Raw genomic sequence first — 24,571 nt, 5'->3', positions numbered from 1 at the left:
CGCCACGACGGGCATAGGGCGCTATGGTGCGCCCCGCCGCCGGCAAGGGATACGGGCAGATGGCCAATTTCTCACGACATGATGTGCGCCGCGGGCTAAGCGGTTTGCGCTGGCCGCTGGCGCTCACGCGCGCGGGCATGTTTGCCGAGAACCTTTGGCAAGCCACATGGCCGCTCGTGACCGTTGTGTTGGCCATTCTGGCGGTATTGATGCTGGGCCTGCAAGACAGCGTTGCGGTCGAGGTCGTGTGGGGCGGCGCGGTTGTCGGAGCCGTAGCCGTTTTGGCAGCCCTGATCTATGCCTTTGGCCGTTTTCGTCTGCCGACGCGCACGGCGGCGCTGGTGCGGTTGGATGAAACACTGCCCGGACGGCCCATTCAGGCGCTGATGGACACCCAAGCCATCGGTGATCAGGATGCCGCATCAACTGCCGTCTGGCGCGCGCACCAGGCGCGTATGGCCGAACGTGCCGCGACGGCCCAGGCTGTCCCGGCGGACCTGCGCATCGCGCGGCGGGACCCTTATGCGCTGCGCTATGTGGCGGCGTTGCTGTTTGGGGTCGCGCTTATCTTTGGCTCGATCTGGCGGGTCGGGTCGGTCAGCACGATGACACCCGGTGCCGGTGGCGGGCTGGCCTCAGGGCCCGTGTGGGAAGGCTGGGCCGAAAGCCCGCGCTATACGGGGCGACCGACCATCTACCTCAACGATATCCCGGCCGGCACGCTGGATGTGCCCGCTGGCAGCCTGATCACCTTGCGCCTTTATGGCGAGGTCGGTGCGCTGACCGTGGCTGAAACCGTGTCGGGACGGGCAGGCGAAGTGCCCCCGGCCTCGGCCTCTGAGCAGGATTTTACCGTCGTTCAGTCCGGCGAAATTGCGATAAATGGCCCCGGGGGGCGCACATGGTCCGTGTCCGTCCTGCCGGACAAAGCCCCCAATGTCGCGATTTTGGACGCGCCCGAGGCAAGCGCCTTGGGCGAAATGACCCTGCCGTATGAGGCATCGGACGACTACGGTGTCGAAGCGGGCGAGGCGCGGATCAGCCTTGATCTGGGCGCGGTGGACCGACGCCACGGGCTGGCGATTGAACCCGAAGACCGCCCCGAACTGACCGTATTGCTGCCCATGCCCATCACCGGCGATCGCACCGATTTCGAAGAGAACCTGATCGAGGATTTCTCGGAACACCCTTGGGCGAACCTGCCCGTCAGCATGGTTCTGAACGTGCTGGACGCTGCCGAGCAACAGGGCGAAAGCGCACCGCGCACGATGGTCCTGCCCGGGCGGCGCTTTTTCGATCCGGTGGCGGCGGCTGTGATCGAGCAGCGGCGTGATCTGTTGTGGTCGCGCGAGAACGCGACCCGCGTGGCCCAAATTCTGCGCGCCGTGGCGCACCGCCCCGACGATGTGTTTCGCAAGGACGTGGACCGCCTGCGCTTGTCGCGCACAATCACCCGGATGGAAACGCTGGCCAGCTACGGGCTGACGGACGAACATCAAGAGGATCTCGCACAAGACCTGTGGGATCTGGCCCTGTCGCTCGAAGAGGGCGATCTGGCAGACGCGCTTGAGCGGTTGCGCCGGGCCAAGGAACGGCTCGATCAGGCGATGCGCGACGGGGCCAGTCCCGCCGAAATAGCCGAATTGATGCGCGAATTGCGCCGCGCCACCGAGGACTACATGCAGCAACTGTCGCGCCAGGCCCAACAGGAAAATCAGAACGGCGAACAGCCCCCCCAATCCGGCGACCGGCAAAACCAGATGCAGATGACGCAGGACGATCTGCAACGGATGATGGACCGTATTCAGGAATTGATGGAACAGGGCCGCATGGCCGAAGCCGAACAGGCGCTGCAGGAATTGCAGGAAATGCTGGAGAACATGCGCGTGACCCAAGGCGAGGGGCAGGGAAACCAGTCCGCCGGCGAACAGGCGATGGAGGGGCTGTCCGAGACGCTGCGCGAACAGCAGGGCCTCAGCGATCAGGCGTTCCGCGATCTGCAGGAACAGTTCAACCCCAACGCTCAGGCCGGTGAAAACCAGGGCAACGAGGGGCGCAATGGCGGTCAGGGCCAAGGCAATCAGCACAGCCAGGGTGGCGAAGGCCAAGGCGAAGAGGGTGACGGCCAAGAGGGCGGCGAAGGCGGCGAACAGGCGGACGGGAGAGGGCAGGGCGACGGCTCGCTCGCGGACCGCCAGCAAGCGTTGCGCGATGAATTGCGCCGCCAGCAGGGCAACCTGCCGGGCGCGGGGACGCCGGAGGGGGACGCCGCGCGCGACGCCCTTGATCGGGCGGGCCGCGCCATGGACGGGGCCGAAGAGGCGCTGCGCCAAGAGGATTTTGCCGAAGCCATCGACAATCAATCCCAAGCCATGGAGGCGCTGCGCGAAGGGATGCGCGCGCTTGGTGAGGCGATGCAGCAAGAGGCACAGAACGGCCAGCAGGGCCAAGGCATGAGCGACTCGGATCGCCGGGCCGAGGCGCAGGACCCACTGGGCCGCGAGCCGGGATCAAACGGGTCGGTGGGCACCGAGGAGGGGCTGTTGCAGGGCGAGGATGTCTATCGTCGGGCGCGTGATCTGCTGGATGAAATCCGCCGCCGCTCGGGCGATGGGGCACGCCCCGATGTCGAACTGGACTATCTCAAGCGGTTGCTCGACCGCTTCTAGGGCCGGCCCTTAGCCGTCCTGAGCGGCCGTGGTGTCCAGCCACGTGAGCAGCCCGGTCACATGACCATCTAGCCACATGCGGGCCTGATCGACCTGCGCGACATAGGCGCTGAGGTAGGGGTCGACTTGTGGGATGGCCTGCGCAATTTGCGGTGCAAAGACATAGATCGCGCCGGCCAACAGCGCGAGAACCACCATCAGCGTGAACCCGCGGCGAAAACCGGACCTGGGCGGCGGCGTGACATTGGCAACCATGTCCGACGTGTCCGGGGTGACACCGGATTGACGATCTGTGGTTGAGCGCAGGGTGGAATTGATCTCTTCGATATCGGGCAGCAGATCGCGGCGGGACCCAAGGGCGGCGGCGGTGGCGGCGGCCTCGGAGACCTGCGCGGTCGTGGTTTCTTCGCCGCGCATGCGGGCCATCCGCTCGCGCGCTTCGCGGGCGCGGCGGTCCCCGTCACTTTCGGTCGCATCATCCAGCCCCAGATCAGGCTGACTTTCGAGGCTTTCTGCTGCGCGTTCGCGGGCTTGCGCCTCCAACTCCGCCTCCTGACGCAGGATGTCGGCGACGGACGGATCAAGTTCGCGCCGCTTGGGCGTGTCTGCAGGGGCGGTTTCCTCATCCTCGGCGGGGGCGTCATCCGGCGGGGCCAGATCGTCCTCCACGTCTTCTTCGGGGGTGTCGGGAAGATGATCGGCGTGATGCTGAAACCAGGTCTGCCCACAATTGGAACACTGCACATCCCGCCCTTCGGTTGGAATGACATCATCCACAACCTCATATTGCGCATCGCAATTGGGACAAATCAGCCGCATTTTAATCCTGCCTCATTCTTGGGGATCAGCTTATGTTGTCGCGCGCACTCAGAAAAGTCATAACTGCATCGGCAAAGCCCGGGCATTGCGATTGAAACCGGCATGATGCTGAGGCACAACAGGTGCCAAGGGGCGAGGGCAGACGTGATTGAGCTGGAAAATGTGGCCTACAGTTATGGCGGCGGCGAATTGCTGTCGGATATTTCTGTTAAACTGGCACCGGGATCGTTCCACTTTTTGACGGGGCCGTCAGGGGCGGGCAAGACCACATTGCTCAAGCTGTGTTACGGCGCGCTGTTGCCCACGTCAGGCCATGTGCGCCTGTTCGAGGCGGATGTGCGCACGTTGGAACGCGATGACATTGCGATGATCCGGCGCAAGGTCGGGGTCGTGCATCAGGACGTGCAATTCCTTGATCACTTGCCGGTGCGGGATAATGTGGCGCTGCCGTTGACGGTGTCTGGGCGCCATGCGGAGGCCGCAGGCGATGATCTGGGCGAGTTGATGGCGTGGGTTGGCTTGACCAACCGGGCCGAAGCGTTGCCGCCCGAGCTGTCGGGGGGCGAACGCCAGCGCGCGGCCCTTGCGCGCGCGGTGATCATGTCGCCCGATGTCGTTCTGGCGGATGAGCCCACAGGCAACGTCGATTGGGAGATGTCACAGCGGTTGCTCAAACTGCTCGTGGAATTGAACCGCATGGGCAAGACCGTGCTGATCGCAACCCACGACCTTAGCCTGATCCGCGCGGCCAAGGCGCAGGTGCAAGCCCGCGTGCTGCGCATTTCCAACCGTCGCGTTCAATTGGCGGGGGCCGATCTGTGAGGTTCGATCTGCAAACGCTGCGCGCCATGCTGGCGGGGGATCGGCACGCGGACCGGGTTGTGCCGCCCACAGGCTTTACCGCGCAACTGACGGTCTTTGCCTCCGGGGCGATGGCGTTTCTGGCCGTATTCGCGCTGGCCCTGTCGCTGGCTAGCGGGCGATTGGCCGAGGCGTGGGGGGACGAGTTGGCGCGCACTGCAACCATCCGCATTGTGGCCCCCGAAGACCAACGCGCGATCCAGACCACCGCCGCGCTTGAGGTGCTGTCGACCACGCCGGGGATCGCCAGTGCGCGGGCGTTGACGGACGCCGAACAACAAGCCCTGTTGGCCCCGTGGTTCGGTCAGGACCTGCCGCTTGATACATTACCTGTGCCGCGCCTGATCGAAATTATCGCCGCAGATCAAGGGTTTGACGCAACGGGTCTGCGCTTGCGCCTGGCCGCTGAAGTGCCGGGCGCGATCCTTGACGATCATGTGCGATGGCGCGAACCACTTGTTTCGGCGGCCAATCGGTTGCGGCTGCTTGGATGGACGGCGGCCCTGCTGATCCTCGGGGCAGTGGCCGCGATGGTGACCCTTGCGGCCAATGCCGCCCTTGCCGCGAATGCGCAGGTGGTTGCGGTGCTGCGCCTTGTGGGCGCGACTGACCGCTACATCGCGCAAGCCTTTGTGCGGCGGTTCACATTGCGCGCCTTTGCCGGGTCAGCTGCGGGGGTGGTCATCGGCCTGATCGCGGTCTGGTTCATGCCATCAGGCGGCGACACGCCCAGTTTTTTAACCGGCATCGGGTTTCAGGGGACGGGCTGGCTGGTGCCTTTGCTGCTGCCGTTCATCTCGGCTCTCGTTGCACTGCTCGCGACCGCTTACGCTGCGGGGCGCGCGCTTAGGACACTGACATGATACAATATATCCGCTCGATCCTGTTCATCCTCCAAATGTATGTGATGTTTGTGGTGATCGGCCTTGGCTATGCGCCCTACGCCCTTGTCAGCCGCGAAGGTGCGCGCGCGGGATGCAAGGCGTTCAGCCGTTGGGTGTTCTGGACGATGAACTGGATGGTGGGGATCAAAGCCGAAGTGCGCGGAGAAGTGCCCGAAGGCGAGGTGTTGATTGCGGCCAAGCACCAGTCATTCCTTGATATCATGATGATCTTTACCGCGTTGCCCGCCGCCAAGTTCATCATGAAACGCGATATTCTGTGGACCCCTATCATCGGGCTTTATGCGCGCCGTCTGGACTGTGTCGCGGTCGAACGGGGCAAGCGCGGAGCGGCCATTGCCAAGATGGTGGCCGATGTCGAAGCCGGGCGCGCCAACCCCGGCCAGCTGATCATCTATTCCCAAGGCACCCGCGTCGCACCCGGGGCCAAGGTGCCCTACAAGGTGGGGACAGGTGTGCTTTATGAACAGCTTGGACAGCCCTGCGTGCCGGTGGCCACAAATGTGGGCGTCATGTGGCCACGCAAGGGGATCTTGCGCAAACCGGGGGTGGCCGTCGTAGAATTTCTGCCGGTGATCGAACCCGGAATGGAGCGGGACATCTTTTTGGCACATATTGCCGACACGGTTGAGGCACGCTCGGATGCGCTGATGCGTGAAGGAGGGTTTGACCCCGATGGAGTACATTGAGGATATCGAGGCGCTCGAAGGGCTTTACGGCACACCCGGTGCGCCGTCGCTCCGCAAGGTGGTGGACCATCTCAGCCCGCTTTATTCGCAATGGATTGCTGCGTCCCGCTTTGTCGTTCTGACAACTGTGGGGCCGGATGGCACCGATGGCAGCCCGCGCGGTGATGATGGGCCTGTGGTGACAGAACTGGACACGCGCACATTGGCCCTGCCAGACTGGCGGGGAAACAACCGTCTGGAATCACTGCGCAATATCGTGACGGACGGGCGTGTGTCGCTGATGTTCATGGTGCCCGGTTCGAACACGGTGGTGCGGGTCAACGGGCATGCGCGGCTGACGGCGGATGCGGATTTGCGCGCCCGGTTCGAGCAGAAAGGGCGTCACCCCGCAACGGTCATCGTGATAAAAGTCGCAGAGGTCTACACCCAGTGCGCGCGCGCACTGATCCGCGCAGGGTTGTGGTCGCGCGATGATGCAGCAGGGTTGCCAAGCGTGGGTGAGATCCTGGCCGAAGCATCACAGGGCGACGAAGGCGGCGCGGCCTATGATAATGCATGGTCCGAGCGCGCGGCCCGAACCATGTGGTAGCACCTGTCCTCGTAGGGACGGGAAAGCTGACTTATGGCAGCAGAACGCTGTCGATGGCGTGGATCACGCCGTTTGTGCCAAAGATATCGGCCTGGATCACGTTGGCCCCATTGACCTGAACGCCTGTGCCGAACTTGCCGACCTGACCGTTCACGTCCAGCGTACCGCCTTGCACGGTGGCGACGGATTGGCGCGTGCCCAGCACGTCACCTGCGGAAATCTGACCCGGGACGACGTGGTACGTCAGGATGTCGACCAGTTGGTCTTTGTTCTCGGGCAGCAACAGCGAGTCCACGGTGCCTGCGGGCAGTGCTGCGAATGCGTCATTAGTCGGTGCAAAGACGGTGAAGGGGCCGGGGCCTTTCAGCGTGTCCACCAGACCGGCAGCCTGCACGGCAGCGACGAGGGTCGAGAAGTTCGGGTTGCCCGCCGCGATATCGACAATGTCGTCGCCCTGCGGTTCGGAGGCGCAGGCGCCCAATGCGACAAGTGCGGTGGCTCCGGCGAGAATTTTGAATGTGCTGCGGCGGTTCATAAAATAGTCCTTTGCGTTGGTCATGTTTGCCCGAGCGTGATGTCCCTGCCCCGGCGACAGTTCTGAAAAGGGATCAAATAGCCGTGTATTGGAATAGGCCGTCATGTCTCCCCATGCGGCAAACTGGTGCGCGCGCGGAAAAGTTCCACTTCGTATGATGAGAACTGGCGAACATCTGCCAATGGGCGGCGCGCCCACGTGCAATGGGACGCGCAGCCAGCATTGTTTAGCTGTGGATCGGACCCATACCACAGGCAAGGGCCGCCTCGCGCACCGCTTCGGAATAGGTCGGGTGGGCGTGGCAGGTCATCGCCAGATCTTCGGCGGAGGCCCCGAATTCCATGGCTACGCAGATCTCGTGGATCAGATCGCCCGCGCTTGGCCCGATGATGTGTGCGCCCAGAATGCGGTCGGTGTCTGCATCGGCGAGGATTTTGACAAAGCCGTCGGCGGCAAAGTTCGCCTTGGCCCGCCCGTTGCCCATGAAGCTGAACTTGCCGACCTTGTATTTGTGGCCCGCCTCTTTCAGCGCCTCTTCGGTCGCGCCCACATTGGCGACCTCGGGGTGCGTATAGATCACGCCGGGGATCACGCCATAATTTACGTGCCCATGCTTGCCCGCAACCGTGTCGGCGGCGGCTATGCCTTCGTCTTCGGCCTTGTGCGCCAGCATCGGCCCTTCGATCACGTCGCCGATGGCGTAGATGCCCGGCACGTTGGTTTGCCAATGCGCGTCGACCTTGATCTGACCACGCTTGGTCATCTCGACGCCGAGGCCCTCAAGCCCCAGCCCATCGACGAACGGCTTGCGCCCGGTCGCGACCAGTACCACATCGGCATCGCTTACATGTTCGCTGTCATCGCTGCGCATTTTGTAGTGCACCTTGGCCTTGGTCTTGGTCGCCCCGACCTTTTGGACAGCGGCCCCCATGGTAAAGCTCAGCCCTTGCTTGGTCAGCAGTTTCTGGAACTGGCGCTGCACTTCGGCGTCCATGCCGGGGGTGATGGCGTCAAGGAACTCGATCACCTCGACCTCGGCCCCGAGCCGTTTGTAAACCGACCCAAGCTCCAGCCCGATCACGCCCGCGCCGATCACCACCATCTTGTTGGGCACCTTGCCCAGTTCCAGCGCGCCGGTGGAAGTCACGACGACCTTTTCATCCACCTCGACGCCAGGCAGGCTGGCCGCTTCGGAGCCGGAGGCGATGATGATCGACTTGGCCTCATGCGTGTCATCGCCGACCTTGACCTTGCCCGCTTCGGGGATCGATCCCCAGCCTTTCAGCCAGTCGATCTTGTTCTTCTTGAACAGGAATTCCACGCCCTTGGTGTTCTGCGCGATCGTGTCATCCTTGTAGGTCAGCATCTGTTTCCAGTCGACCGAGGGGCGTTTGCCCTTGAGACCCATGGTGGCAAAGTTGTGCTCGGCCTCGTGCAGCATGTGCGAGGCGTGCAGCAGCGCCTTGGAGGGGATGCAGCCAACGTTGAGGCAGGTGCCCCCGAGCGTGTCGCGCCCTTCGACCACGGCCGTCTTGAGGCCCTGTTGCGCGCAGCGGATGGCGCAGACATAGCCGCCGGGGCCGGAGCCGATGATGATCACGTCGTAAGAAGCCATGGGTTTGGTCCTTTGTTGTGGGGTGCGGAGGGGGCGCTGCCCCCGGCCTTGCGGCCTCCCCCGCGGTATTTGGGGTCAAAAGAAACTTATAACAGTGCCGCGACGAGCATTGATGTGGTGGCAAGAAAACCGACGAACCAGATGTAGCTGCGCCAAGGGCTTAGCCCGAAAGCATAGGCTGGCACATAGGCGATCCGCGCGATCAGGTAGGTATAGGCGCAAAGGGCCGTGAACGAGGTGGATTTGTCCGCGAGTGTCACGATCACGCAAGCAATGGTGAAGAGGATCAGCCCTTCGAAGTGGTTGTTGAGCGCGCGGTAGAGGCGGGCGGTGCGGGTGCTCAGTTGATCCTCAAGGCTGCCGCCAAGACGTTCACGGTCGCGCGGGCTGAGCGTTTTGCCCTGGCCCAGTTCGAGGTTCGCGGGCACGGCCATCAGCACGAATTGCACCACTTGCAGCAGTGCAGCGAGGGTGAGGGCGGTGAGTTCTGGGGTCATGCTGCCTCTACCGCCTTGGCAATCAGGTGGGCCCGTTTGTCATAGCTGCCGATGCGGGCCGACGGGTGCGGGGCCGTCACGTGATCGACGTCGAAATGGCGCAGCACGCGCGCGCTGTCGGTGCCGAGCGCCACGGGGCGCCGCCCGAGCAGTTCGTGTCGCCCCACCGCGTCGAAACAGGCCCGCGCGTGATTGGGCGGAATGGTTGAGGAGCGTTTGGGCGTCAGCAGGTGAAAGATCGGCGTGATGTAGATGTCGCCCCGCGTGAGGCCGAGCAGCGCCAGAACCTTGCCGATGACCTTGTTGTAGGGAATGTGGGGCAGGTAGCCCGTGCGTTTCAACTCCGCCTTGTGCGCTGCCGCCGAGGGGGCGTCGAGCCAGTCTTTGGAGATCAGCAGTGGCCCGGTGAGATTGCCGGATGTCATCTGGATGGGAGAGACGTAGGGGCCGTCAAAGCCCGCCTCCGCCAACGTCAGATAACCCGGCAAGGCAAAGGCCCGCCGCGCGGCGATGGCCGCTTGATATCTGGCGTGCAGGGTCATGCACCAAGCAGCGGCAGCATCATCATGACCAGACCGGCCAGTGAGATGAACCAAACGACCGAACGGACCATGGGGATGCCCGAGGCATAGGCCGGGATGTAGGCGACGCGGGCCCAGAACCAGATCGCGGCCCCGAGGGCTGTCGTTTCGGTGTTGAGGCCTGTGACCGCTAATGCGAGGGCCAAGGCGATGAAGGCCGGGAGCGTTTCGAGATAGTTCCCCAAGGCCCTTTCGATGCGGCCTGCGACTGGGGGCTGATCACGCTCTTCATCCTGCGGGCCGAGGGCCCAGCCGAGTCCTTTGGAGAGGTCGGAGAAGGTGGCTTGGATGATCGCGTGGGCGATCAGCAGGATCACGGCATAGGCGAGGTAGGTGAGTTCAGGGGTCATCTGATCAGCGTCCTTTTGGTGGGTATCTATCGATCATCTTCGCCAGCCACGGCAGGAAACAGGTGTGTGGAGGTGCGCATGCTGGCGATGCCCACGAAAAGCGCAAGAGCGGCAAAAACCAATGCAGGCCACACGAGTAGGCCTATGAACCCGAGGACCAAACCCACGCCAATGGCATGAAGCGCGCCGCCGAACATCAGTAGCAGTGCGACGACCGGGGTCAGATGCCAGGCGAGGCCAGCCAGCAACAGGAGGATTGGGCCGGTGACGAGCACATACCAATATATGCGGTCCTCGGGCGTTTCGATCATCTGGTGATACTCGATGGAGAGGTAAACAAGCGGCAGCACCGCGTAGACTGCACTGAGCAACAACGTCTGCGCACGGGGCGTGTCCCGTGTGCGCTGTATAGTGTGTGCGCTGCTGTCTCGCATGGGCACGACCTGACTGCCTCACAAATCCATCAACAACCGCCGTGGATCCTCCAGCGCCTCTTTGACCCGCACAAGGAACGTCACCGCGCCTTTACCGTCCACGATCCGGTGGTCATAGGACAGGGCGAGGTACATCATGGGCCGGATCACGACCTCTCCGCCGATGGCCATGGGGCGGTCCTGGATCTTGTGCATGCCGAGGATACCCGACTGGGGCGGGTTCAGGATGGGTGAGGACATGAGCGAGCCATAGACCCCACCGTTCGAGATCGTGAAGGTGCCGCCCTGCATTTCGGCCATGCTCAGCTTGCCGTCGCGGGCGCGGGCCCCTTTTTCGGCAATCGCCTTTTCGATGGCCGCGAAAGACATGGAATCCGCATCGCGAATGACGGGCACGACGAGGCCCTGAGGCGTACCGGCAGCGATGCCCATGTGCACGAAATTCTTGTAGACCACGTCGGTGCCATCGATCTCGGCATTGACCTCGGGGACTTCGCGCAGGGCATGCACGCAGGCCTTGGTGAAGAAGGACATGAAGCCCAGCTTGACCCCGTGTTTCTTCAAAAACAGGTCTTTGTATTCATTGCGCAGGGCCATCACCTCGGTCATGTCGACCTCGTTATAGGTGGTGAGCATGGCGGCGGTGTTCTGGCTGTCCTTGAGGCGCTTGGCGATGGTCTGGCGCAGGCGGGTCATCTTGACCCGTTCTTCGCGGGCGGCATCGTCAGCAGCGACCGGGGCGCGCGGAGCGGCGGCGGGGGCCGGGGCAGGCGCGCTGGCGGCGGCGGCGACCGCCTTGGCGACATCCTCTTTCATAATGCGCCCGTCGCGGCCTGATCCGGTCACTTGGTCAGCACTCATGCCCGCCTCGGCCATCGCCTTCTTGGCGGCGGGGGCGTCTTCTGTGTCGGAGCGGGCAGTGCCTTGCCCCGCAGGCGGGGTCTGGTAGTTGCTGGTGGGCTCCGCGTCACCCTCGATCGCCTTGGCGGGCGCGCCGGAGGAGGAGATCACAGCCAGTTTCGCGCTGGCATCGACGGTGGTGCCTTCGGGGGCGGTGATTTCGGTCAGAACACCAGCGGCGGGGGCGGGAACCTCAACGCTGACCTTGTCGGTTTCCAACTCGCACAGCATCTCGTCCTGCGCCACGCTGTCGCCGACGGCCTTGAACCATGTGCTGACGGTGGCCTCAGTCACGCTTTCGCCAAGGGTGGGCACCATCACATCCACGCTGTCCCCACCTGACCCCGCAGGGGTGGCGGGCGCGTCGTCTTCGGCCACGGCAGTCCGGGCGGCACTGCTGCCGGCTTCACTGTCTTCGGCGGCTTCCTTGCCCTTAGGAGCGGCATCGCTGCCCGCATCCCCTTCGGAAATCGTGGCAAGCAGGGCATCGACCCCAACAGTTTCGCCTTCGGCAGCTACTATGTCACCCAAGGTGCCTGCCAATGGGCTCGGCACCTCGACGGTCACCTTGTCGGTTTCCAGCTCGCACAGCATTTCGTCGACCGCGACCGTGTCGCCGGGTTTCTTGAACCAAGTGGCGACGGTGGCTTCGGTGACGCTTTCGCCCAGGGTGGGCACGCGGACTTCGGTGGTCATGGTCTTATCCTTTGATGGTCAGCGCTTCGTCAACGAGAGCGGCTTGTTGGGCTTTGTGCTGGCTGGCCAGACCCGTCGCGGGCGAGGCGGAGGTGGCGCGGCCAACATATGTGGGGCGGGTGTGCTTGGCCTTGATCCGGCCCAGAACCCATTCGAGGTTGGGGTCAATAAAGGTCCATGCCCCCTGGTTTTTCGGCTCTTCCTGACACCAGACCATTTCGGCTTTTTTGAAGCGTTCCAGCTCCTTGACCGCCGATTGGGCGGGGAAGGGATAGAACTGTTCGAAGCGCAGGAGGTAGACATCGTCGATCCCGCGCGCATCGCGTTCTTCGAGCAGATCGAAATAGACCTTGCCCGAACACATGACCACGCGCTTGATCTTGTCATCGCCCACCAGCTTGGTGTCCGAATTGCCCTGTTGGGCGTCATCCCACAGCACTCGGTGGAAGGACGAGCCAGTGGTGAACTCTTCGGCCTTGGATACCGCCAGCTTGTGGCGCAGCAGAGACTTGGGTGTCATTAGTATCAGCGGCTTGCGGAAGTCACGGTGGATCTGGCGGCGCAAGATGTGGAAATAATTTGCGGGTGTCGTGCAGTTGGCCACGATCCAGTTGTCTTGCCCGCACATTTGCAGGAACCGTTCCAGCCGAGCCGAGGAGTGTTCGGGCCCTTGCCCTTCGTACCCGTGGGGCAGCAGGCAGACAAGGCCGGACATGCGCAGCCATTTGCTTTCGCCCGAGCTGATGAACTGGTCGAACATGATCTGGGCACCGTTGGCAAAGTCGCCGAACTGCGCTTCCCACATCGTCAGGGCGTTGGGCTCAGCGAGGCTATAGCCGTACTCGAACCCCAGCACCGCATATTCCGACAGCATCGAGTCGATGACTTCGTAATGGGCCTGACCAGGGCGCAACGTGTTGAGGGGGTAGTAACGTTCTTCGGTGTCCTGATTGATGAGGCCAGAGTGCCGCTGGCTGAACGTGCCGCGCGTGCTGTCCTGCCCCGCAAGGCGCACAGGGAACCCTTCGGTCAGCAGCGAGCCGAAGGCCAGCGCCTCGCCCGTCGCCCAATCGAAGCCTTCGCCGCTCTCGAACATCGCCTTCTTGGCCTCAAGCAAGCGCCCCACCGTCTTATGCAGCGGAAAACTTTCGGGCGCGGTGCTGATCGCTTTGCCGACTTGTTCGAGCGTCTCGGGCGCAATGGCCGTTTCGCCGCGCACGTAGTCTTCCTTGTTCTTGTCCAGATGCGACCACTTCCCGTCCAGCCAATCGGCCTTATTGGGTTTGTAGTCTTTCCCGGCCTCGAATTCGTCATTCATGCGGGCCTGAAAGGCGGCCTTCATATCCTCGATTTCGCCCTCGGGGATCAGCCCGTCGCGCACCAGCCGCTCGGTATAGAGAGTCAGCGTGGTTTTGTGTTTCTTGATACGCTTGTACATCATCGGGTTGGTGAACATGGGCTCGTCGCCCTCGTTATGGCCGAACCGGCGATAGCAGAAGATGTCGATGACCACGTCCTTGTGGAACTTCTGGCGGAATTCGGTGGCGACCTTGGCGGCGTGAACCACCGCCTCCGGGTCGTCCCCGTTCACATGAAAAATCGGGGCCTCGACCACCAGAGCGTTGTCGGTGGGATAGGGGGAGGAACGCGAGAAATGCGGCGCGGTGGTGAACCCGATCTGGTTGTTGACGACAATGTGCATCGTACCGCCGGTGCGGTGGCCGCGCAGGCCCGACAGGGCGAAACATTCGGCCACAACGCCTTGACCGGCAAAGGCCGCATCGCCGTGCAGCAGGATCGGCATCACGGTTGAGCGATCAGTGTCGTTGTGCTGGTCCTGCTTGGCGCGGACCTTGCCCAGCACCACCGGGTTCACCGCCTCGAGGTGGCTGGGGTTGGCGGTCAGTGACAGGTGAACGGTGTTGTCGTCGAATTCACGGTCGCTGGAGGCTCCGAGGTGGTATTTCACGTCACCTGAGCCATCCACGTCTTCGGGCTTGAAACTGCCGCCCTGAAATTCGTTGAAGATCGCCCTGTAGGGTTTCTGCATCACGTTTGCCAGTACGGACAGGCGACCCCGGTGGGGCATCCCGATCACGACGTCGCGCACGCCAAGCGCACCACCGCGTTTGATAATCTGTTCCATCGCGGGGATCAGACTTTCACCGCCATCCAGGCCAAACCGTTTGGTGCCCATATATTTGACATGCAGGAATTTTTCGAAGCCTTCGGCCTCGACCATCTTGTTCAAAATGGCCTTGCGCCCCTCACGGGTGAACTGGATTTCCTTGCCGAGGCCCTCAATGCGTTCCTTGAGCCAACCGGCCTGTTCGGGATCGGAAATATGCATGTATTGCAGCGCGAAGGTGCCACAATAGGTGCGTTTCACGATGTCGATGATCTCGCGCATCGAGGCAACCTCGAGGCCCAGCACCTTGTCGATAAAGATCGGGCGATCCATGTCCGCTTCGGAAAAACCGTAGGATTTCGGATCGAGTTCCGGATGCGGGGTCTGATCGCGCATGCCAAGCGGGTCGAGGTCGGCGACCAGATGGCCCCGGATTCGGTAGGCGCGGATGATCATCAGGGCGCGGATCGAGTCCAGCACCGCACGCTTGACCTGATCATCGCTGACCGAGACGCCACTTTCGGCGGCCTTTGCCCTGATCTTGTCACCGGCCCCTTTGACTTCGGGCTCGGACGCCCATTCGCCGGTGAGGGCGGCCGTCAGATCATCGCCTGGCATCGGGGGCCAGTCGGGGCGCGCCCAGCTTGGCCCTTCGGCCTCGCGTTTGACGCTGACATCATCGTCCCCCATCGCCTTGAAGAACGCCTGCCAGGCCTCGTCGACCGCGCTTGGGTCATTGGCGTATCGCGCATACATCTGCTCGAGATATTCGGCATTGTGCCCCTGCATGAAGCTCGAGGCGTGAAACTGGTCGTTCTGAGGATGATCGGTCATGAGGCTATCTCAAGTCCTTCTGCACAAGAATAAGATCAGAGTAGATGGGCACGTTCGGGGGGGTGACGCCAAAGGCCTGCGCGTCCGTAGGATCCATCGCGCCGACCATCACCGAATAGGCCTTGCCGGGCGCGGCGGAGAAGATCGGCACGCTGGCGGTCTTGAAACTTTGGTAGCCGGGAATGTCAGCGGTGACATCATTGAGCGTGATGGGGCGTTTTGAGGTGGGCAACAGCCCGCTGTCGTCGCTTGAGGCAAAGCGCATCTGCACACAGCCCTGCGCCGAGCGGTTGGGGATACCGATAGTGATCAGGGGCAACACGTCAGGGTGCCACTTGAAAAAGACCACCGCATCCGAGGCGGCCACACCGTCGCCTTGCAACTCGTAAATGGTCCACTCGGCGTATTGACTGTCGAGATAGGCCTCGCTCGCCGCAGGGTTCGAGGCGACGCTGGCGATCAAACGAGTGGGGGGCTGGCGCACCTGCCCGGAAAAGATGTTGGGTCGCAGGGCTGTGACCCAGACAAAGCCGCGCACGATCTCGAGCCGGCGATCATGAGACGGGATCGAGATCGACAGAGGATCGATCCCCTTTTGCATGTCCGCGCCGTCCAGCGTTACCATCGCGCAGGCCACCGCCGTACCTGTCATGGCGACAGATGCGAGGGCGGTGGCGAGGGACGTGCGCAGCGCGGTGAACATCAGCCTTTGATCGCCTCCATCACGGCTTCGCCCAATGTGGCCGGGCTGTCGGCCACAACGATACCGGCGGCGCGCATGGCGTCGATCTTGTCTTCGGCCCCGCCTTTGCCACCGGCGACGATGGCGCCCGCGTGACCCATGCGGCGGCCCGGAGGGGCTGTGCGACCGGCGATGAAACCGGCCGTCGGCTTCCAGCGGCCTGCCTTTTTCTCGTCCGCAAGGAACTGAGCGGCATCCTCTTCGGCGCTACCGCCGATTTCACCGATCATGATGATGCTTTCGGTCTCGTCATCGGCAAGGAACATCTCGAGCACGTCGATATGTTCGGTGCCTTTGATCGGATCGCCCCCGATGCCGACGGCCGTTGACTGGCCCAGGCCCATATCCGTGGTCTGTTTCACGGCCTCGTATGTCAGGGTGCCCGAGCGGCTCACAACGCCGACGCTCCCGCGCTTGTGAATGTGGCCGGGCATGATGCCGATCTTGCAGGCATCGGGCGTGATGACACCGGGGCAGTTTGGTCCGATCAGACGGGATTTCGACCCTTCGAGCGCGCGCTGCACCCGCATCATGTCCAGAACCGGGATGCCTTCGGTGATGCACACGATCAGAGGCATCTCGGCATCAATCGCCTCGAGGATGGAGTCGGCGGCAAAGGGGGGCGGGACGTAGATGACCGAAGCGTTGGCCTCGGTGACCTCCATCGCCTCGTGAACCGAGTTGAACACCGGCAGGTCAAGGTGCTTGATCCCGCCCTTGCCGGGAGTGACGCCGCCCACCATCTGGGTGCCATAGGCGATGGCCTGTTCGGTGTGGAACGTCCCTTGGGACCCGGTGAGACCCTGGCAGATCACTTTGGTGTTTTCGTCAATCAATACGGCCATGTGGGGCGTCTCCTTGAAGGGGTGTCTTGGTGTTGGGGGCGTTTTGTCATGCAGGCGCCTCGGCCTTGCGCAACAGCGCCTTGATGTTGTCATCGATTGCGACGGTTGCGCGGTTGACCACCTCAACGGTGAAACCGGCGCGGCGCGCCACGTCGCGCAAGGTGGGCACGGTGAAATAGGTGACGTGATCGGGATAGCGAAAGCCGCACCATTTGCGGCCTATCACGTAGCGGTTGATCGAGCCGAAATTGGGCACCCGCACATACATTGGGGCGGCTGGTTTCATCACCCGCCATGCGCCATTGAGCACGCGCATCAGATCCACTTCGTGTTCGAGGTAGGATTGCATGACGATGCCGTCGAACATCTCGGGCTCAAAGTCCCAGATCGCTTCGGCACCCGCGCCGTGGACGCAGTAGCCTCCACGCGCGCGCATTTTCCGGTCTGCGATCTTGTGCAGTTTGCGGCTCAACTCGATCCCATAGGGCGTCATCGGCTCGGGGACGTTGGTCTTTGCGCCACACCCAATATCAAGGACATGCCCGTTGTTGAACCACGCACCCATGCGCGATCCGTGACCGCGATGGGTCAGCCCGGTTTTGGTCCGTATCTTTTTCAGCGATGGGCTGAGCGCGGTCGACCCACCCGCCTGAGACTTGGTCTCGTAGGTTTTTTCCCACGCGAACTCTTCTTCGAGCGCTTCATAGGCAACCGGATTGCGCAGGTAGGTCAGGTTGCAGCTGGCACATCGCGCCACGTGCCACTCTTTGCGCGAATATTTGGCGAGTTTGGCCGCGTCGGACGCATCGCAGGCCGGGCAGGGGCGCAGATCAGCCATCGGTCACCCCCATGCCCGCAGGCAGGCGATCCACCGCGATAAAGGTCCGGGTGCCGCGCGTCCCGATATGGACGACAGCCACGCGTTTGCGCAGCAATTCCCGCCCTTCAATCATGGTGGTGCCTGCTTCGGGGGCGTAAGGGGCGGGCAGTGGAATTGGGGTGCCGAACACGGGCGGGCTGGCCATCTTGGCGCGCACTACGTTGACGGCTGTGGCAGTATGGTCGCCCTCGAATGACACTTCGCAGCGGCGTTCGGCGTGGGCGGGTGTTTCGGGGGCCGGGGCCAGCGTTTTATCCCAGAACGATAGGGCAAAGGGCAACGGAGCGCCCGTCAGCCCCTCCATGTTTGCACGGGCGACGTCAGGTGTTTGACCAGCCTTGAAACAGAACGCGGTAAAGGCGTCGATGGCGGGGTGGGCAGTCGCCCCGGACGCCAAAAAAGTCAGCGCGATCAAACCCCGTCCAACGCAGTTATGCCAGTGTGGTCGTGCCATTGCTAATGTGATGCGCCCACGGTGCTGCGGATTTGTGACGTCGGTACGGCCGAGGCAGGCAAGCGTTGCGGCGCACGTGCTTCGCGCGCATCAAGCCACGCAGCCGTAGCGGCCAGCCCCAAGGGGGGCAGACCCGGCTGGGTGTAGGTTTTTGTCCGATCAACGCGGCCCGTACAGGCAGCCAGAAGACCCACGATCACAAGGCACATTACGGCTCGCATAACACTCACCCCTTAACGGCGGCTACGATCTTTTGCGCCCCGTCCTTGAGGTCGTCGGCAGCGATCACGTCCACGTCCGAATTGTTGATGATGTCCTTGCCCTGCTGCACATTGGTGCCCTCAAGGCGGACAACCAGCGGCACTTTTAGGCCCACCTCCTTGACGGCGGCCACGACGCCTTCGGCAATCACGTCACAGCGCATGATGCCGCCAAAGATGTTCACGAGGATGCCTTTGACCTGCTCATCCGAGGTGATGATCTTGAACGCTTCAGTCACCTTTTCCTTCGTTGCACCGCCGCCCACATCAAGGAAGTTGGCAGGCTCGGCCCCGTACAGCTTGATGATGTCCATCGTCGCCATAGCCAGGCCCGCGCCGTTGACCATGCACCCGATCTCGCCATCCAGCGCGATATAGTTCAGGTCGTATTTGGAGGCTGCGAGTTCCTTGGGATCTTCTTCGGTCTCGTCGCGCAGCTCGTTGATATCGGCGTGGCGGTAGATCGCGTTGCCGTCGAACGACACTTTGGCATCAAGCACCTTCATGTCACCACTGTCGGTGACGATCAGGGGGTTGATCTCGAGCATCTCCATGTCTTTTTCAACGAAGGCTTTGTAGAGCAGACCCATCAGGCCCACGCATTGTTTGACCTGCTTGCCGGTCAGCCCGAGCGAGAAGGCGATGCGACGCCCATGGTAGGGCTGATAACCGGTGGCGGGATCGACACTAAAGCTCAGGATCTTGTCGGGAGTGCTGGCCGCGACCTCTTCGATGTCCATGCCGCCCTCGGTCGAACAGACGAAGGAAATACGAGAGGTCTGGCGATCAACCAAGAGGGCCAGATAGAGTTCGGTTTCGATGCCCGAGCCATCCTCGATATAGATGCGGTTGACCTGTTTGCCCGCCGGGCCGGTCTGGTGGGTCACAAGGGTGCGGCCCAGCATCTTTTTGGCTTCCTCGGCGGCTTCCTCGACTGACTTGGTAAGGCGCACGCCGCCCTTGTCGCCGGCGTCGGCCTCTTTGAATTTGCCCTTGCCGCGCCCGCCGGCATGGATCTGCGCCTTGACCACCCACAATGGCCCGTCCAGCGCGCCCGCCGCCGTCTTTGCGTCCTCGGCGCGCAATACGACACGCCCGTCCGAGACGGGTGCCCCATAACTGCGCAAAAGGGCCTTGGCTTGGTATTCATGGATGTTCATGACAGATCGATCCCGTAATTATGCATCTCGTTCAGCCCTATACGACCAACACTGAACGCGGCGTAAACGGGAAATATGTCGCAGTCGCGATTTTTTGAGTGGAAAAGCGACATTTGTGATCACTGCATAAAAAAGTGTGATCACAAAATTGGGGCGCGAGCAAATTTAGAATCAAAAACCAACGGGCGCAGGCACATGACGGGCTTGGCAGCGCGCGTCAGACAGTCGCTTTTTCCACGGCCCGCAACGCACGCCATCGCTTGTAGAGGATGTAGATCAGGATCAGCGTTGGGATCGTCGTCACGAAAAACGGCAGACCCGCCGCAATGTCGACCACCGCAAGGGCGAGGATCGCGCCACCGATGCGCATCCGGTCCTTGACGAATTTGGCGCGCATCTCGGTTGTCGGTGTGGGCTGGGCGGGTTCGGGCATTTCAGTGAGCGGGCCCACTTTCGGCCCCAGATTATCAGGCAGGCGCGGCGCGTTCACGCCATCGGCCACCACGGCATAAAGCCCGATTTCATCGCGTAGATGTTTGGGTGTCGCGGGGCCAAGCGGGCGCAGTTTCACACCGCTGAGTTTGCCGCGGACATGGTCATGTACATGCTGTGAAATCAGCACGCCGCCAATGTCCGCCATTTCCTGCAACCGGGCTGCCAGATTGACCCCGTCGCCCAGCAAATCCTGCCCTTCGACAATCACATCGTCCAAGTGAACGCCAAGGCGGAAAGGCAGCATGTGATCCGCCTGATTGAGGGTCGTCTGGATAAGGATCGCACAGCGCACCGCCCCCACAACGGATGGAAACTCTGCGATCAGACCGTCCCCGGACGTGTTGGCAATCCGCCCGCCTGCATTCGTGATGGCGGTGTCGATCACGTCGCGCGCCGCCCGCAGCGCCCGCACGGTGCCTTCTTCGTCATGCGACATCCGGCCCGAATAATTGGCCGCGTCCGCCGCGAGGATCGTGGTCAGTTTACGTTCGATGGGGCGCGACTGGGGCATATCAAAGGATATAAACGCAAAACGGGCCAGATGCGACGGCATCCGGCCCGATATTTTTCAATGGCGGTGGTTTTACGCCAAGCTCTCGTCAATGCCCTTGCAGGCGTCAACCAGGCCTTTGACGGCCGCGACGGAGTTGTCGAACATCGCTTGCTCGTCCTTGGTCATATCAATGTCGATGACCCGCTCGATGCCACCGGCGCCGATGACGGTGGGCACGCCGACATACATGTCCTTGAGGCCCAGAGCGCCGTCCACGTAGGCCGCGCAGGGCAGAACGCGCTTTTGATCCTTGAGGTAGGCTTCGGCCATTTCGATGGCAGAGGTGGCGGGCGCGTAGAAAGCCGACCCGGTTTTCAGCAGGCCGACGATCTCGGCGCCGCCATCGCGGGTACGCTGCACGATCGCGTCCAGCTTTTCCTGAGTGGTCCAGCCCATCTTGACCAGATCAGGCAGAGGGATCCCGGCCACGGTGGAATAGCGCGTCAGCGGGACCATGGTGTCGCCGTGCCCGCCCAGAACAAAGGCGGTGACGTCGCGCATGGACACACCGAACTCTTCGGCGAGGAAGTGGCGGAAGCGGGCGCTGTCGAGCACACCGGCCATCCCGCAGACTTTTTCGTGTGGCAGGCCCGAGAACTCGCGCAGGGCCCAGACCATTGCATCAAGCGGGTTTGTAATACAGATCACAAAGGCGTTTGGAGCGTGATCGCGGATGCCTTCGCCCACGGATTTCATGACTTTGAGGTTGATCCCCAAAAGGTCATCGCGACTCATGCCTGGCTTGCGGGGCACACCGGCGGTGACGATGCACACGTCGGCACCCGCGATGTCGGCATAGGACTGCGTGCCGCTCATCTTGGCATCGAACCCTTCGGAGGGGCCGGACTCAGCAATATCAAGGGCTTTGCCCTCGGGGGTGCCTTCGGAAATGTCGAACAAAACGACGTCGCCCAGCTCTTTTATCGCTGCAAGGTGGGCAAGTGTGCCGCCGATCTGACCGGCGCCGATGAGGGCAATCTTGGGTCTGGCCATGGGGATAAGTCTCCGAATTTGGGGTGTTTCATTGTTTCGATGGGTAGCGTGCAACAGAAGTTGACGCAAGTGCGCTGCACTGCGGCACGGGTTCTGATCGGCGCTGGCGGGCTCAGGGCAAGCCCGCTAAGAGGGACGGATCGCAACGGTTTTGGAGCGCGCGCGCCTCGTGTTGGTTCTGGATGTCTGGTTTTTCGCAATCGCCGCCCCGGCCGTGGTGTTTGCAGGCCTTTCCAAGGGCGGGTTTGGGTCAGGCGCGTCCTTTGCATCCGCCTCCGTTCTGGCGCTGGTGATCGAACCGGGGCTGGCGCTTGGGGTGATCCTGCCCTTGTTGATGCTGGTGGATGCCGCGACCTTGCGCCCCTATTGGGGTGAATGGGACTGGCGGGTCTGTGCACTGATGATTGCGGGTGGATTGCCGGGCGTTGCCCTAGGGGCCATGCTGTTTTCGCGCACGGATGCGGATGTGTTCCGGGTGTTGATCGGCGTGATTTCCTTGGGCTTTGTGATCTGGCAGGTGGGCCGTGCGCAGGGCTGGATCCGGCTTGCGCAGGCTGCGCTGCCGCAATGGGTCGGTGTCGTGACGGGCACGGTTGCGGGCTTCACCAGTTTTGTCAGCCATGCGGGCGGGCCCCCGGCGGCGGTCTATCTGTTGTCGTTGAAGCCCGGCAAGACCGAGTATCAAGCCAACACGGTTCTGATCTTTACCGCCATAAATATTTTCAAATTCGTGCCTTATGCGTTTTTAGGTATGTTCACGGTGCAGACGGGTATGGCCAATCTCGCGCTGGCCCCGTTTGCACTTTTTGGCGCGTGGTTGGGCGTCAAGGCGCATCACCTCGTGCCCGAGCGGGCGTTTTTCCTGCTGACCTATGTGCTGCTCGTGCTGACGGGCACAAAACTGATCTGGGACGGGCTGACCTGAAACTGGCGCACGATACGTGCGCCTTACACCACTCCGGATCGCAAAAAGGGCGCATCCAATGGCGCGCCCTTTGCATCAGGTTGTGAGGTTCGTGCTTAGGCGTCGTTGCCTTTGGCGGGCAGCGCCTCGACCAGCGCCTCATAGGCTTGACCGCTGGCCACAAGGCAGGTCATCCCGTTGGCTGCTGTGATGGTGATCGTCCACGTGCCCGACTCGGATGAGGCAAAGACCTCGATCACCGCATTGTTTGCCGCCAGGCCCATGGATTGACGCGTTTCGCCATAGCCCTCGGCCAAGCGGGACACGACCAGGTCGCGCGGGCCGCAATTGCGGCTTTGCTGCGCGGTGGCGGCCCGTGTTGTTGCCGTTTGCAGCACACCTGCCAGTATCAGTGCGCCCAGTGCCACGCTCTTTATCATCTGTTTCATATCGTTCAGCCCCTTTGCAAAAACGGGTCCTGCGCTGGTCATCTGGCCCACCCGACACGATCCGGCGATGACCGGGCAGCCCCGGTTCAAGTCATGTCCGCGCTTTCTGTCCGCAAACGGTTCAGCGGCCCTGCTGAAACGGCCCTCCCAGAAAGATCGGAGTGGCCACAGGCTGCGCCCCGGACCTGAAAAAGTGGTTAACGCCGCGCGCGCTCCGGCGGTTTTTGGGATTTTTGCTGCGCTGCGGCGCAATGGGTCTTGAACTATCACGCAAAAAATGTCCCTGTCCGCGCAACTTTATAACGCAGTCTAGGATGTCCTGATGTCTATTGCCCGCCCGCTTCGCTCGGTCCTGTATATTCCCGGCTCCAAGCCCCGCGCGTTGGACAAGGCGCGGGGGCTGCCGGTGGATGCCATCATCTTTGATCTCGAAGATGCGGTGTCAGTTGATGAGAAAGAAACCGCGCGTGCCACCTTGGCTCAGGCTCTGACCGATGGGGGTTATGGGGCGCGGATGAAGATTGTCCGCATCAACGCGCTCGACACATCGTGGGGCGCGCTGGATGCACAGGCGGCCCGGGACATGGGTGCGGACGCAATCCTGCTGCCCAAAGTGTCGCGCCCTGCCGATCTGGATAAACTCGCGGCCATCACGGGTGAGGCCCGGCTGTGGGCCATGATGGAAACGCCACTTGGCATGTTGAATGCGGCGGCCATCGCGGCGCACCCGATGCTAGATGGGATGGTCATGGGCACCAACGATCTGGCCAAAGAGTTGCAAACCCGCTTCCGGCCCGATCGCCTGCCGTTGCAGACCGGCCTTGGGCTGTGCCTGCTTGCGGCCAAGGCCCATGGGCTGGCGATCATTGATGGGGTCTACAACGCGTTCAAGGACAAGGCCGGCCTTGAGGCGGAATGCGCGCAGGGGCGCGACATGGGTTTTGATGGCAAAACGCTGATCCACCCGGCACAGGTCGACATCGCCAATGCGGCCTTTTCGCCATCCGAGACGGACATTGATCTGGCCCGTCGCCAGATCGCGGCCTTTGAAGAGACAGAGGCCAGCGGCCAAGGCGTCGCGGTTGTCGATGGACGGATCGTCGAAAATCTGCACATCGTGACGGCGCGCGAGACATTGGCCAAGGCCAATGCCATCGCTGAACTTGAAAAGGGGTAGAGCATGTACTGGATCATTCTGGGCACGGGGGTCGCGTTGTGGTGGGGCGCGCATTTGTTCAAGCGGGTGGCGCCTGAGCGGCGCGCGCGCATGGGCGATCCTGGCAAGGGGATCGTGGCGGCCGCACTGGCCGTGGCGATCGTGCTGATGGTGATCGGATACAGGGGCACCCCGTTCATTCCGGTCTGGAACCCGCCCGCGTTTCTGGTCAACCTCAACAACCAGCTGATGCTGATCGCGCTCTATCTGCTCAGCCCGGCGCCCAAGCGGGGCAAGCTGTTGCAGGGGATGCGTCACCCGATGCTGACCGGGTTCTCGGTCTGGGCGGTTGCGCATCTGTTGGTGAACGGTGATGCGGCGTCGATCCTGATGTTCGGCGGTCTGCTGGTCTGGGCGATCGTGACCGGGCGGATCGTCAATCATGCCGAGCCTGAATGGACGCCCAACACTGGCGGCAGCTATGCCAAGGACGCGATGTTCCTGGCCGGTTCGGTCGTTTTGGTAGTCCTGATCGGGCTTGTGCACAACTGGCTCGGCGTATGGCCGTTCCCGGGGTAAGT

General features: G+C 62.4%; 26 protein-coding genes. 8 read left to right on the top strand and 18 right to left on the bottom strand.

Annotated features, from left to right (window positions below):
- Positions 1 to 59 precede the first annotated feature (59 nt).
- Positions 60 to 2,669: a TIGR02302 family protein gene (locus Q0908_RS10665; RefSeq protein WP_299283806.1), complete on the top strand. Its 2,610-nt coding sequence runs from the start codon at positions 60 to 62 to the stop codon at positions 2,667 to 2,669.
- 9 nt (positions 2,670 to 2,678) lie between these two features.
- Here the strand turns inward: Q0908_RS10665 and Q0908_RS10660 are convergent, their stop codons facing one another.
- Complete coding sequence (locus Q0908_RS10660) at positions 2,679 to 3,488, bottom strand: zinc-ribbon domain-containing protein (RefSeq protein WP_299283804.1); 810 nt, start codon at positions 3,486 to 3,488, stop codon at positions 2,679 to 2,681.
- A 144-nt stretch (positions 3,489 to 3,632) separates the two neighbouring features.
- On the opposite strand from Q0908_RS10660, the gene Q0908_RS10655 reads away from it, so the two are divergent.
- The 4 genes from Q0908_RS10655 to Q0908_RS10640 are packed head-to-tail and all read left to right on the top strand — an operon-like array spanning position 3,633 to position 6,529.
- A complete protein-coding gene (locus tag Q0908_RS10655; RefSeq protein WP_299283802.1) occupies positions 3,633 to 4,310 on the top strand; it encodes an ATP-binding cassette domain-containing protein in 678 nt (225 codons plus the stop codon).
- A gap of 26 nt (positions 4,311 to 4,336) precedes the next feature.
- Entirely contained in the window at positions 4,337 to 5,212 is an 876-nt protein-coding gene (locus Q0908_RS10650; RefSeq protein ID WP_299284038.1) for an FtsX-like permease family protein, read from the top strand.
- The gene (locus Q0908_RS10645) at positions 5,209 to 5,940 is read left to right on the top strand and encodes a lysophospholipid acyltransferase family protein (RefSeq protein WP_299283800.1); all 732 of its coding nucleotides are present in this window, start codon (positions 5,209 to 5,211) and stop codon (positions 5,938 to 5,940) included. The genes Q0908_RS10650 and Q0908_RS10645 overlap by 4 nt, the downstream gene beginning before the upstream one ends.
- A complete protein-coding gene (locus tag Q0908_RS10640) occupies positions 5,927 to 6,529 on the top strand; it encodes a pyridoxamine 5'-phosphate oxidase family protein (protein WP_299283798.1) in 603 nt (200 codons plus the stop codon). The genes Q0908_RS10645 and Q0908_RS10640 overlap by 14 nt, the downstream gene beginning before the upstream one ends.
- Before the next feature lie 31 nt (positions 6,530 to 6,560).
- On the opposite strand, the gene Q0908_RS10635 is transcribed toward Q0908_RS10640, so the two are convergent.
- The 16 genes from Q0908_RS10635 to mdh form a co-directional block, all read right to left on the bottom strand.
- Positions 6,561 to 7,064, bottom strand: a complete 504-nt coding sequence (locus Q0908_RS10635; RefSeq protein ID WP_299283797.1) for a fasciclin domain-containing protein — start codon at positions 7,062 to 7,064, stop codon at positions 6,561 to 6,563.
- Between the two features lie 226 nt (positions 7,065 to 7,290).
- On the bottom strand, positions 7,291 to 8,679 hold the full coding sequence (gene lpdA, locus Q0908_RS10630; RefSeq protein WP_299283795.1) for a dihydrolipoyl dehydrogenase: 1,389 nt from the start codon (positions 8,677 to 8,679) through the stop codon (positions 7,291 to 7,293).
- 86 nt (positions 8,680 to 8,765) lie between these two features.
- Positions 8,766 to 9,176, bottom strand: a complete 411-nt coding sequence (locus Q0908_RS10625) for an MAPEG family protein (RefSeq protein ID WP_299283793.1) — start codon at positions 9,174 to 9,176, stop codon at positions 8,766 to 8,768.
- Positions 9,173 to 9,718 (bottom strand): hypothetical protein, encoded by a 546-nt coding sequence (locus tag Q0908_RS10620; protein ID WP_299283791.1) that lies wholly within the window; start codon positions 9,716 to 9,718, stop codon positions 9,173 to 9,175. The genes Q0908_RS10625 and Q0908_RS10620 overlap by 4 nt, the downstream gene beginning before the upstream one ends.
- The gene (locus Q0908_RS10615; protein ID WP_299283789.1) at positions 9,715 to 10,107 is read right to left on the bottom strand and encodes an MAPEG family protein; all 393 of its coding nucleotides are present in this window, start codon (positions 10,105 to 10,107) and stop codon (positions 9,715 to 9,717) included. The genes Q0908_RS10620 and Q0908_RS10615 overlap by 4 nt, the downstream gene beginning before the upstream one ends.
- Positions 10,108 to 10,133: 26 nt before the next feature.
- Positions 10,134 to 10,541: a hypothetical protein gene (locus Q0908_RS10610; RefSeq protein ID WP_299283787.1), complete on the bottom strand. Its 408-nt coding sequence runs from the start codon at positions 10,539 to 10,541 to the stop codon at positions 10,134 to 10,136.
- Between the two features lie 18 nt (positions 10,542 to 10,559).
- Positions 10,560 to 12,137, bottom strand: a complete 1,578-nt coding sequence (gene odhB / locus Q0908_RS10605; protein WP_299283785.1) for a 2-oxoglutarate dehydrogenase complex dihydrolipoyllysine-residue succinyltransferase — start codon at positions 12,135 to 12,137, stop codon at positions 10,560 to 10,562.
- A 4-nt stretch (positions 12,138 to 12,141) separates the two neighbouring features.
- Positions 12,142 to 15,099 carry a 2-oxoglutarate dehydrogenase E1 component gene (locus tag Q0908_RS10600; RefSeq protein WP_299283783.1) on the bottom strand — a complete coding sequence of 986 codons (2,958 nt, stop codon included), beginning with the start codon at positions 15,097 to 15,099 and terminating at the stop codon, positions 12,142 to 12,144.
- Between the two features lie 4 nt (positions 15,100 to 15,103).
- Positions 15,104 to 15,802, bottom strand: coding sequence for a hypothetical protein (locus Q0908_RS10595; RefSeq protein ID WP_299283781.1), 699 nt, complete (start codon positions 15,800 to 15,802; stop codon positions 15,104 to 15,106).
- Positions 15,802 to 16,686 (bottom strand): succinate--CoA ligase subunit alpha, encoded by an 885-nt coding sequence (gene sucD / locus Q0908_RS10590; protein ID WP_299283779.1) that lies wholly within the window; start codon positions 16,684 to 16,686, stop codon positions 15,802 to 15,804. The genes Q0908_RS10595 and sucD overlap by 1 nt, the downstream gene beginning before the upstream one ends.
- A 46-nt stretch (positions 16,687 to 16,732) precedes the next feature.
- A complete protein-coding gene (locus tag Q0908_RS10585) occupies positions 16,733 to 17,524 on the bottom strand; it encodes a methyltransferase domain-containing protein (protein ID WP_299283777.1) in 792 nt (263 codons plus the stop codon).
- Complete coding sequence (locus tag Q0908_RS10580; RefSeq protein WP_299283775.1) at positions 17,517 to 17,981, bottom strand: hypothetical protein; 465 nt, start codon at positions 17,979 to 17,981, stop codon at positions 17,517 to 17,519. Before Q0908_RS10580 ends, Q0908_RS10585 begins: the two co-directional genes overlap by 8 nt.
- A gap of 41 nt (positions 17,982 to 18,022) precedes the next feature.
- Positions 18,023 to 18,241 carry a hypothetical protein gene (locus Q0908_RS10575; protein WP_299283773.1) on the bottom strand — a complete coding sequence of 73 codons (219 nt, stop codon included), beginning with the start codon at positions 18,239 to 18,241 and terminating at the stop codon, positions 18,023 to 18,025.
- Positions 18,242 to 18,246: 5 nt separating this feature from the next.
- The gene (sucC, locus tag Q0908_RS10570) at positions 18,247 to 19,440 is read right to left on the bottom strand and encodes an ADP-forming succinate--CoA ligase subunit beta (RefSeq protein WP_299151358.1); all 1,194 of its coding nucleotides are present in this window, start codon (positions 19,438 to 19,440) and stop codon (positions 18,247 to 18,249) included.
- A gap of 217 nt (positions 19,441 to 19,657) precedes the next feature.
- Entirely contained in the window at positions 19,658 to 20,488 is an 831-nt protein-coding gene (locus Q0908_RS10565) for an adenylate/guanylate cyclase domain-containing protein (RefSeq protein ID WP_299283771.1), read from the bottom strand.
- 30 nt (positions 20,489 to 20,518) lie between these two features.
- The gene (mdh, locus tag Q0908_RS10560; protein ID WP_299283769.1) at positions 20,519 to 21,481 is read right to left on the bottom strand and encodes a malate dehydrogenase; all 963 of its coding nucleotides are present in this window, start codon (positions 21,479 to 21,481) and stop codon (positions 20,519 to 20,521) included.
- A gap of 169 nt (positions 21,482 to 21,650) precedes the next feature.
- Between mdh and Q0908_RS10555 the strand changes: the two genes are divergently transcribed.
- On the top strand, positions 21,651 to 22,406 hold the full coding sequence (locus Q0908_RS10555; RefSeq protein WP_299284037.1) for a sulfite exporter TauE/SafE family protein: 756 nt from the start codon (positions 21,651 to 21,653) through the stop codon (positions 22,404 to 22,406).
- A 95-nt stretch (positions 22,407 to 22,501) separates the two neighbouring features.
- Here Q0908_RS10555 and Q0908_RS10550 read toward each other — a convergent pair whose 3' ends face one another.
- Positions 22,502 to 22,834, bottom strand: a complete 333-nt coding sequence (locus tag Q0908_RS10550; RefSeq protein ID WP_299283767.1) for a hypothetical protein — start codon at positions 22,832 to 22,834, stop codon at positions 22,502 to 22,504.
- A 322-nt stretch (positions 22,835 to 23,156) separates the two neighbouring features.
- Here Q0908_RS10550 and Q0908_RS10545 point away from each other — a divergent pair, with 322 nt between their 5' ends.
- Positions 23,157 to 24,011 carry a CoA ester lyase gene (locus Q0908_RS10545; RefSeq protein ID WP_299283765.1) on the top strand — a complete coding sequence of 285 codons (855 nt, stop codon included), beginning with the start codon at positions 23,157 to 23,159 and terminating at the stop codon, positions 24,009 to 24,011.
- 3 nt (positions 24,012 to 24,014) lie between these two features.
- Positions 24,015 to 24,569 (top strand): NnrU family protein, encoded by a 555-nt coding sequence (locus Q0908_RS10540; RefSeq protein WP_299283763.1) that lies wholly within the window; start codon positions 24,015 to 24,017, stop codon positions 24,567 to 24,569.
- Positions 24,570 to 24,571: the final 2 nt, after the last annotated feature.

Origin of the sequence: uncultured Tateyamaria sp. (assembly GCF_947494755.1) — a bacterium.
Taxonomy (GTDB): domain Bacteria; phylum Pseudomonadota; class Alphaproteobacteria; order Rhodobacterales; family Rhodobacteraceae; genus Tateyamaria.
Note: the sequence above shows the minus strand (reverse complement) of the source record. Positions and strands in the feature narration are given on the sequence as shown.

Excerpts from the sequence above, each read along its gene's own strand:
- Q0908_RS10665 (WP_299283806.1), top strand. The coding sequence starts at position 60 with ATGGCCAATTTCTCACGACATGATGTGCGCCGCGGGCTAAGCGGTTTG.
- Q0908_RS10660 (WP_299283804.1), bottom strand. The coding sequence starts at position 3,488 with ATGCGGCTGATTTGTCCCAATTGCGATGCGCAATATGAGGTTGTGGAT.
- Q0908_RS10650 (WP_299284038.1), top strand. The coding sequence starts at position 4,337 with ATGCTGGCGGGGGATCGGCACGCGGACCGGGTTGTGCCGCCCACAGGC.
- Q0908_RS10645 (WP_299283800.1), top strand. The coding sequence starts at position 5,209 with ATGATACAATATATCCGCTCGATCCTGTTCATCCTCCAAATGTATGTG.
- Q0908_RS10640 (WP_299283798.1), top strand. The coding sequence starts at position 5,927 with ATGGAGTACATTGAGGATATCGAGGCGCTCGAAGGGCTTTACGGCACA.
- Q0908_RS10635 (WP_299283797.1), bottom strand. The coding sequence starts at position 7,064 with ATGAACCGCCGCAGCACATTCAAAATTCTCGCCGGAGCCACCGCACTT.
- lpdA (WP_299283795.1), bottom strand. The coding sequence starts at position 8,679 with ATGGCTTCTTACGACGTGATCATCATCGGCTCCGGCCCCGGCGGCTAT.
- Q0908_RS10625 (WP_299283793.1), bottom strand. The coding sequence starts at position 9,176 with ATGACCCCAGAACTCACCGCCCTCACCCTCGCTGCACTGCTGCAAGTG.
- Q0908_RS10620 (WP_299283791.1), bottom strand. The coding sequence starts at position 9,718 with ATGACCCTGCACGCCAGATATCAAGCGGCCATCGCCGCGCGGCGGGCC.
- Q0908_RS10615 (WP_299283789.1), bottom strand. The coding sequence starts at position 10,107 with ATGACCCCTGAACTCACCTACCTCGCCTATGCCGTGATCCTGCTGATC.
- Q0908_RS10610 (WP_299283787.1), bottom strand. The coding sequence starts at position 10,541 with ATGCGAGACAGCAGCGCACACACTATACAGCGCACACGGGACACGCCC.
- odhB (WP_299283785.1), bottom strand. The coding sequence starts at position 12,137 with ATGACCACCGAAGTCCGCGTGCCCACCCTGGGCGAAAGCGTCACCGAA.
- Q0908_RS10600 (WP_299283783.1), bottom strand. The coding sequence starts at position 15,099 with ATGACCGATCATCCTCAGAACGACCAGTTTCACGCCTCGAGCTTCATG.
- Q0908_RS10595 (WP_299283781.1), bottom strand. The coding sequence starts at position 15,802 with ATGTTCACCGCGCTGCGCACGTCCCTCGCCACCGCCCTCGCATCTGTC.
- sucD (WP_299283779.1), bottom strand. The coding sequence starts at position 16,686 with ATGGCCGTATTGATTGACGAAAACACCAAAGTGATCTGCCAGGGTCTC.
- Q0908_RS10585 (WP_299283777.1), bottom strand. The coding sequence starts at position 17,524 with ATGGCTGATCTGCGCCCCTGCCCGGCCTGCGATGCGTCCGACGCGGCC.
- Q0908_RS10575 (WP_299283773.1), bottom strand. The coding sequence starts at position 18,241 with ATGCGAGCCGTAATGTGCCTTGTGATCGTGGGTCTTCTGGCTGCCTGT.
- sucC (WP_299151358.1), bottom strand. The coding sequence starts at position 19,440 with ATGAACATCCATGAATACCAAGCCAAGGCCCTTTTGCGCAGTTATGGG.
- Q0908_RS10565 (WP_299283771.1), bottom strand. The coding sequence starts at position 20,488 with ATGCCGTCGCATCTGGCCCGTTTTGCGTTTATATCCTTTGATATGCCC.
- mdh (WP_299283769.1), bottom strand. The coding sequence starts at position 21,481 with ATGGCCAGACCCAAGATTGCCCTCATCGGCGCCGGTCAGATCGGCGGC.
- Q0908_RS10550 (WP_299283767.1), bottom strand. The coding sequence starts at position 22,834 with ATGAAACAGATGATAAAGAGCGTGGCACTGGGCGCACTGATACTGGCA.
- Q0908_RS10545 (WP_299283765.1), top strand. The coding sequence starts at position 23,157 with ATGTCTATTGCCCGCCCGCTTCGCTCGGTCCTGTATATTCCCGGCTCC.
- Q0908_RS10540 (WP_299283763.1), top strand. The coding sequence starts at position 24,015 with ATGTACTGGATCATTCTGGGCACGGGGGTCGCGTTGTGGTGGGGCGCG.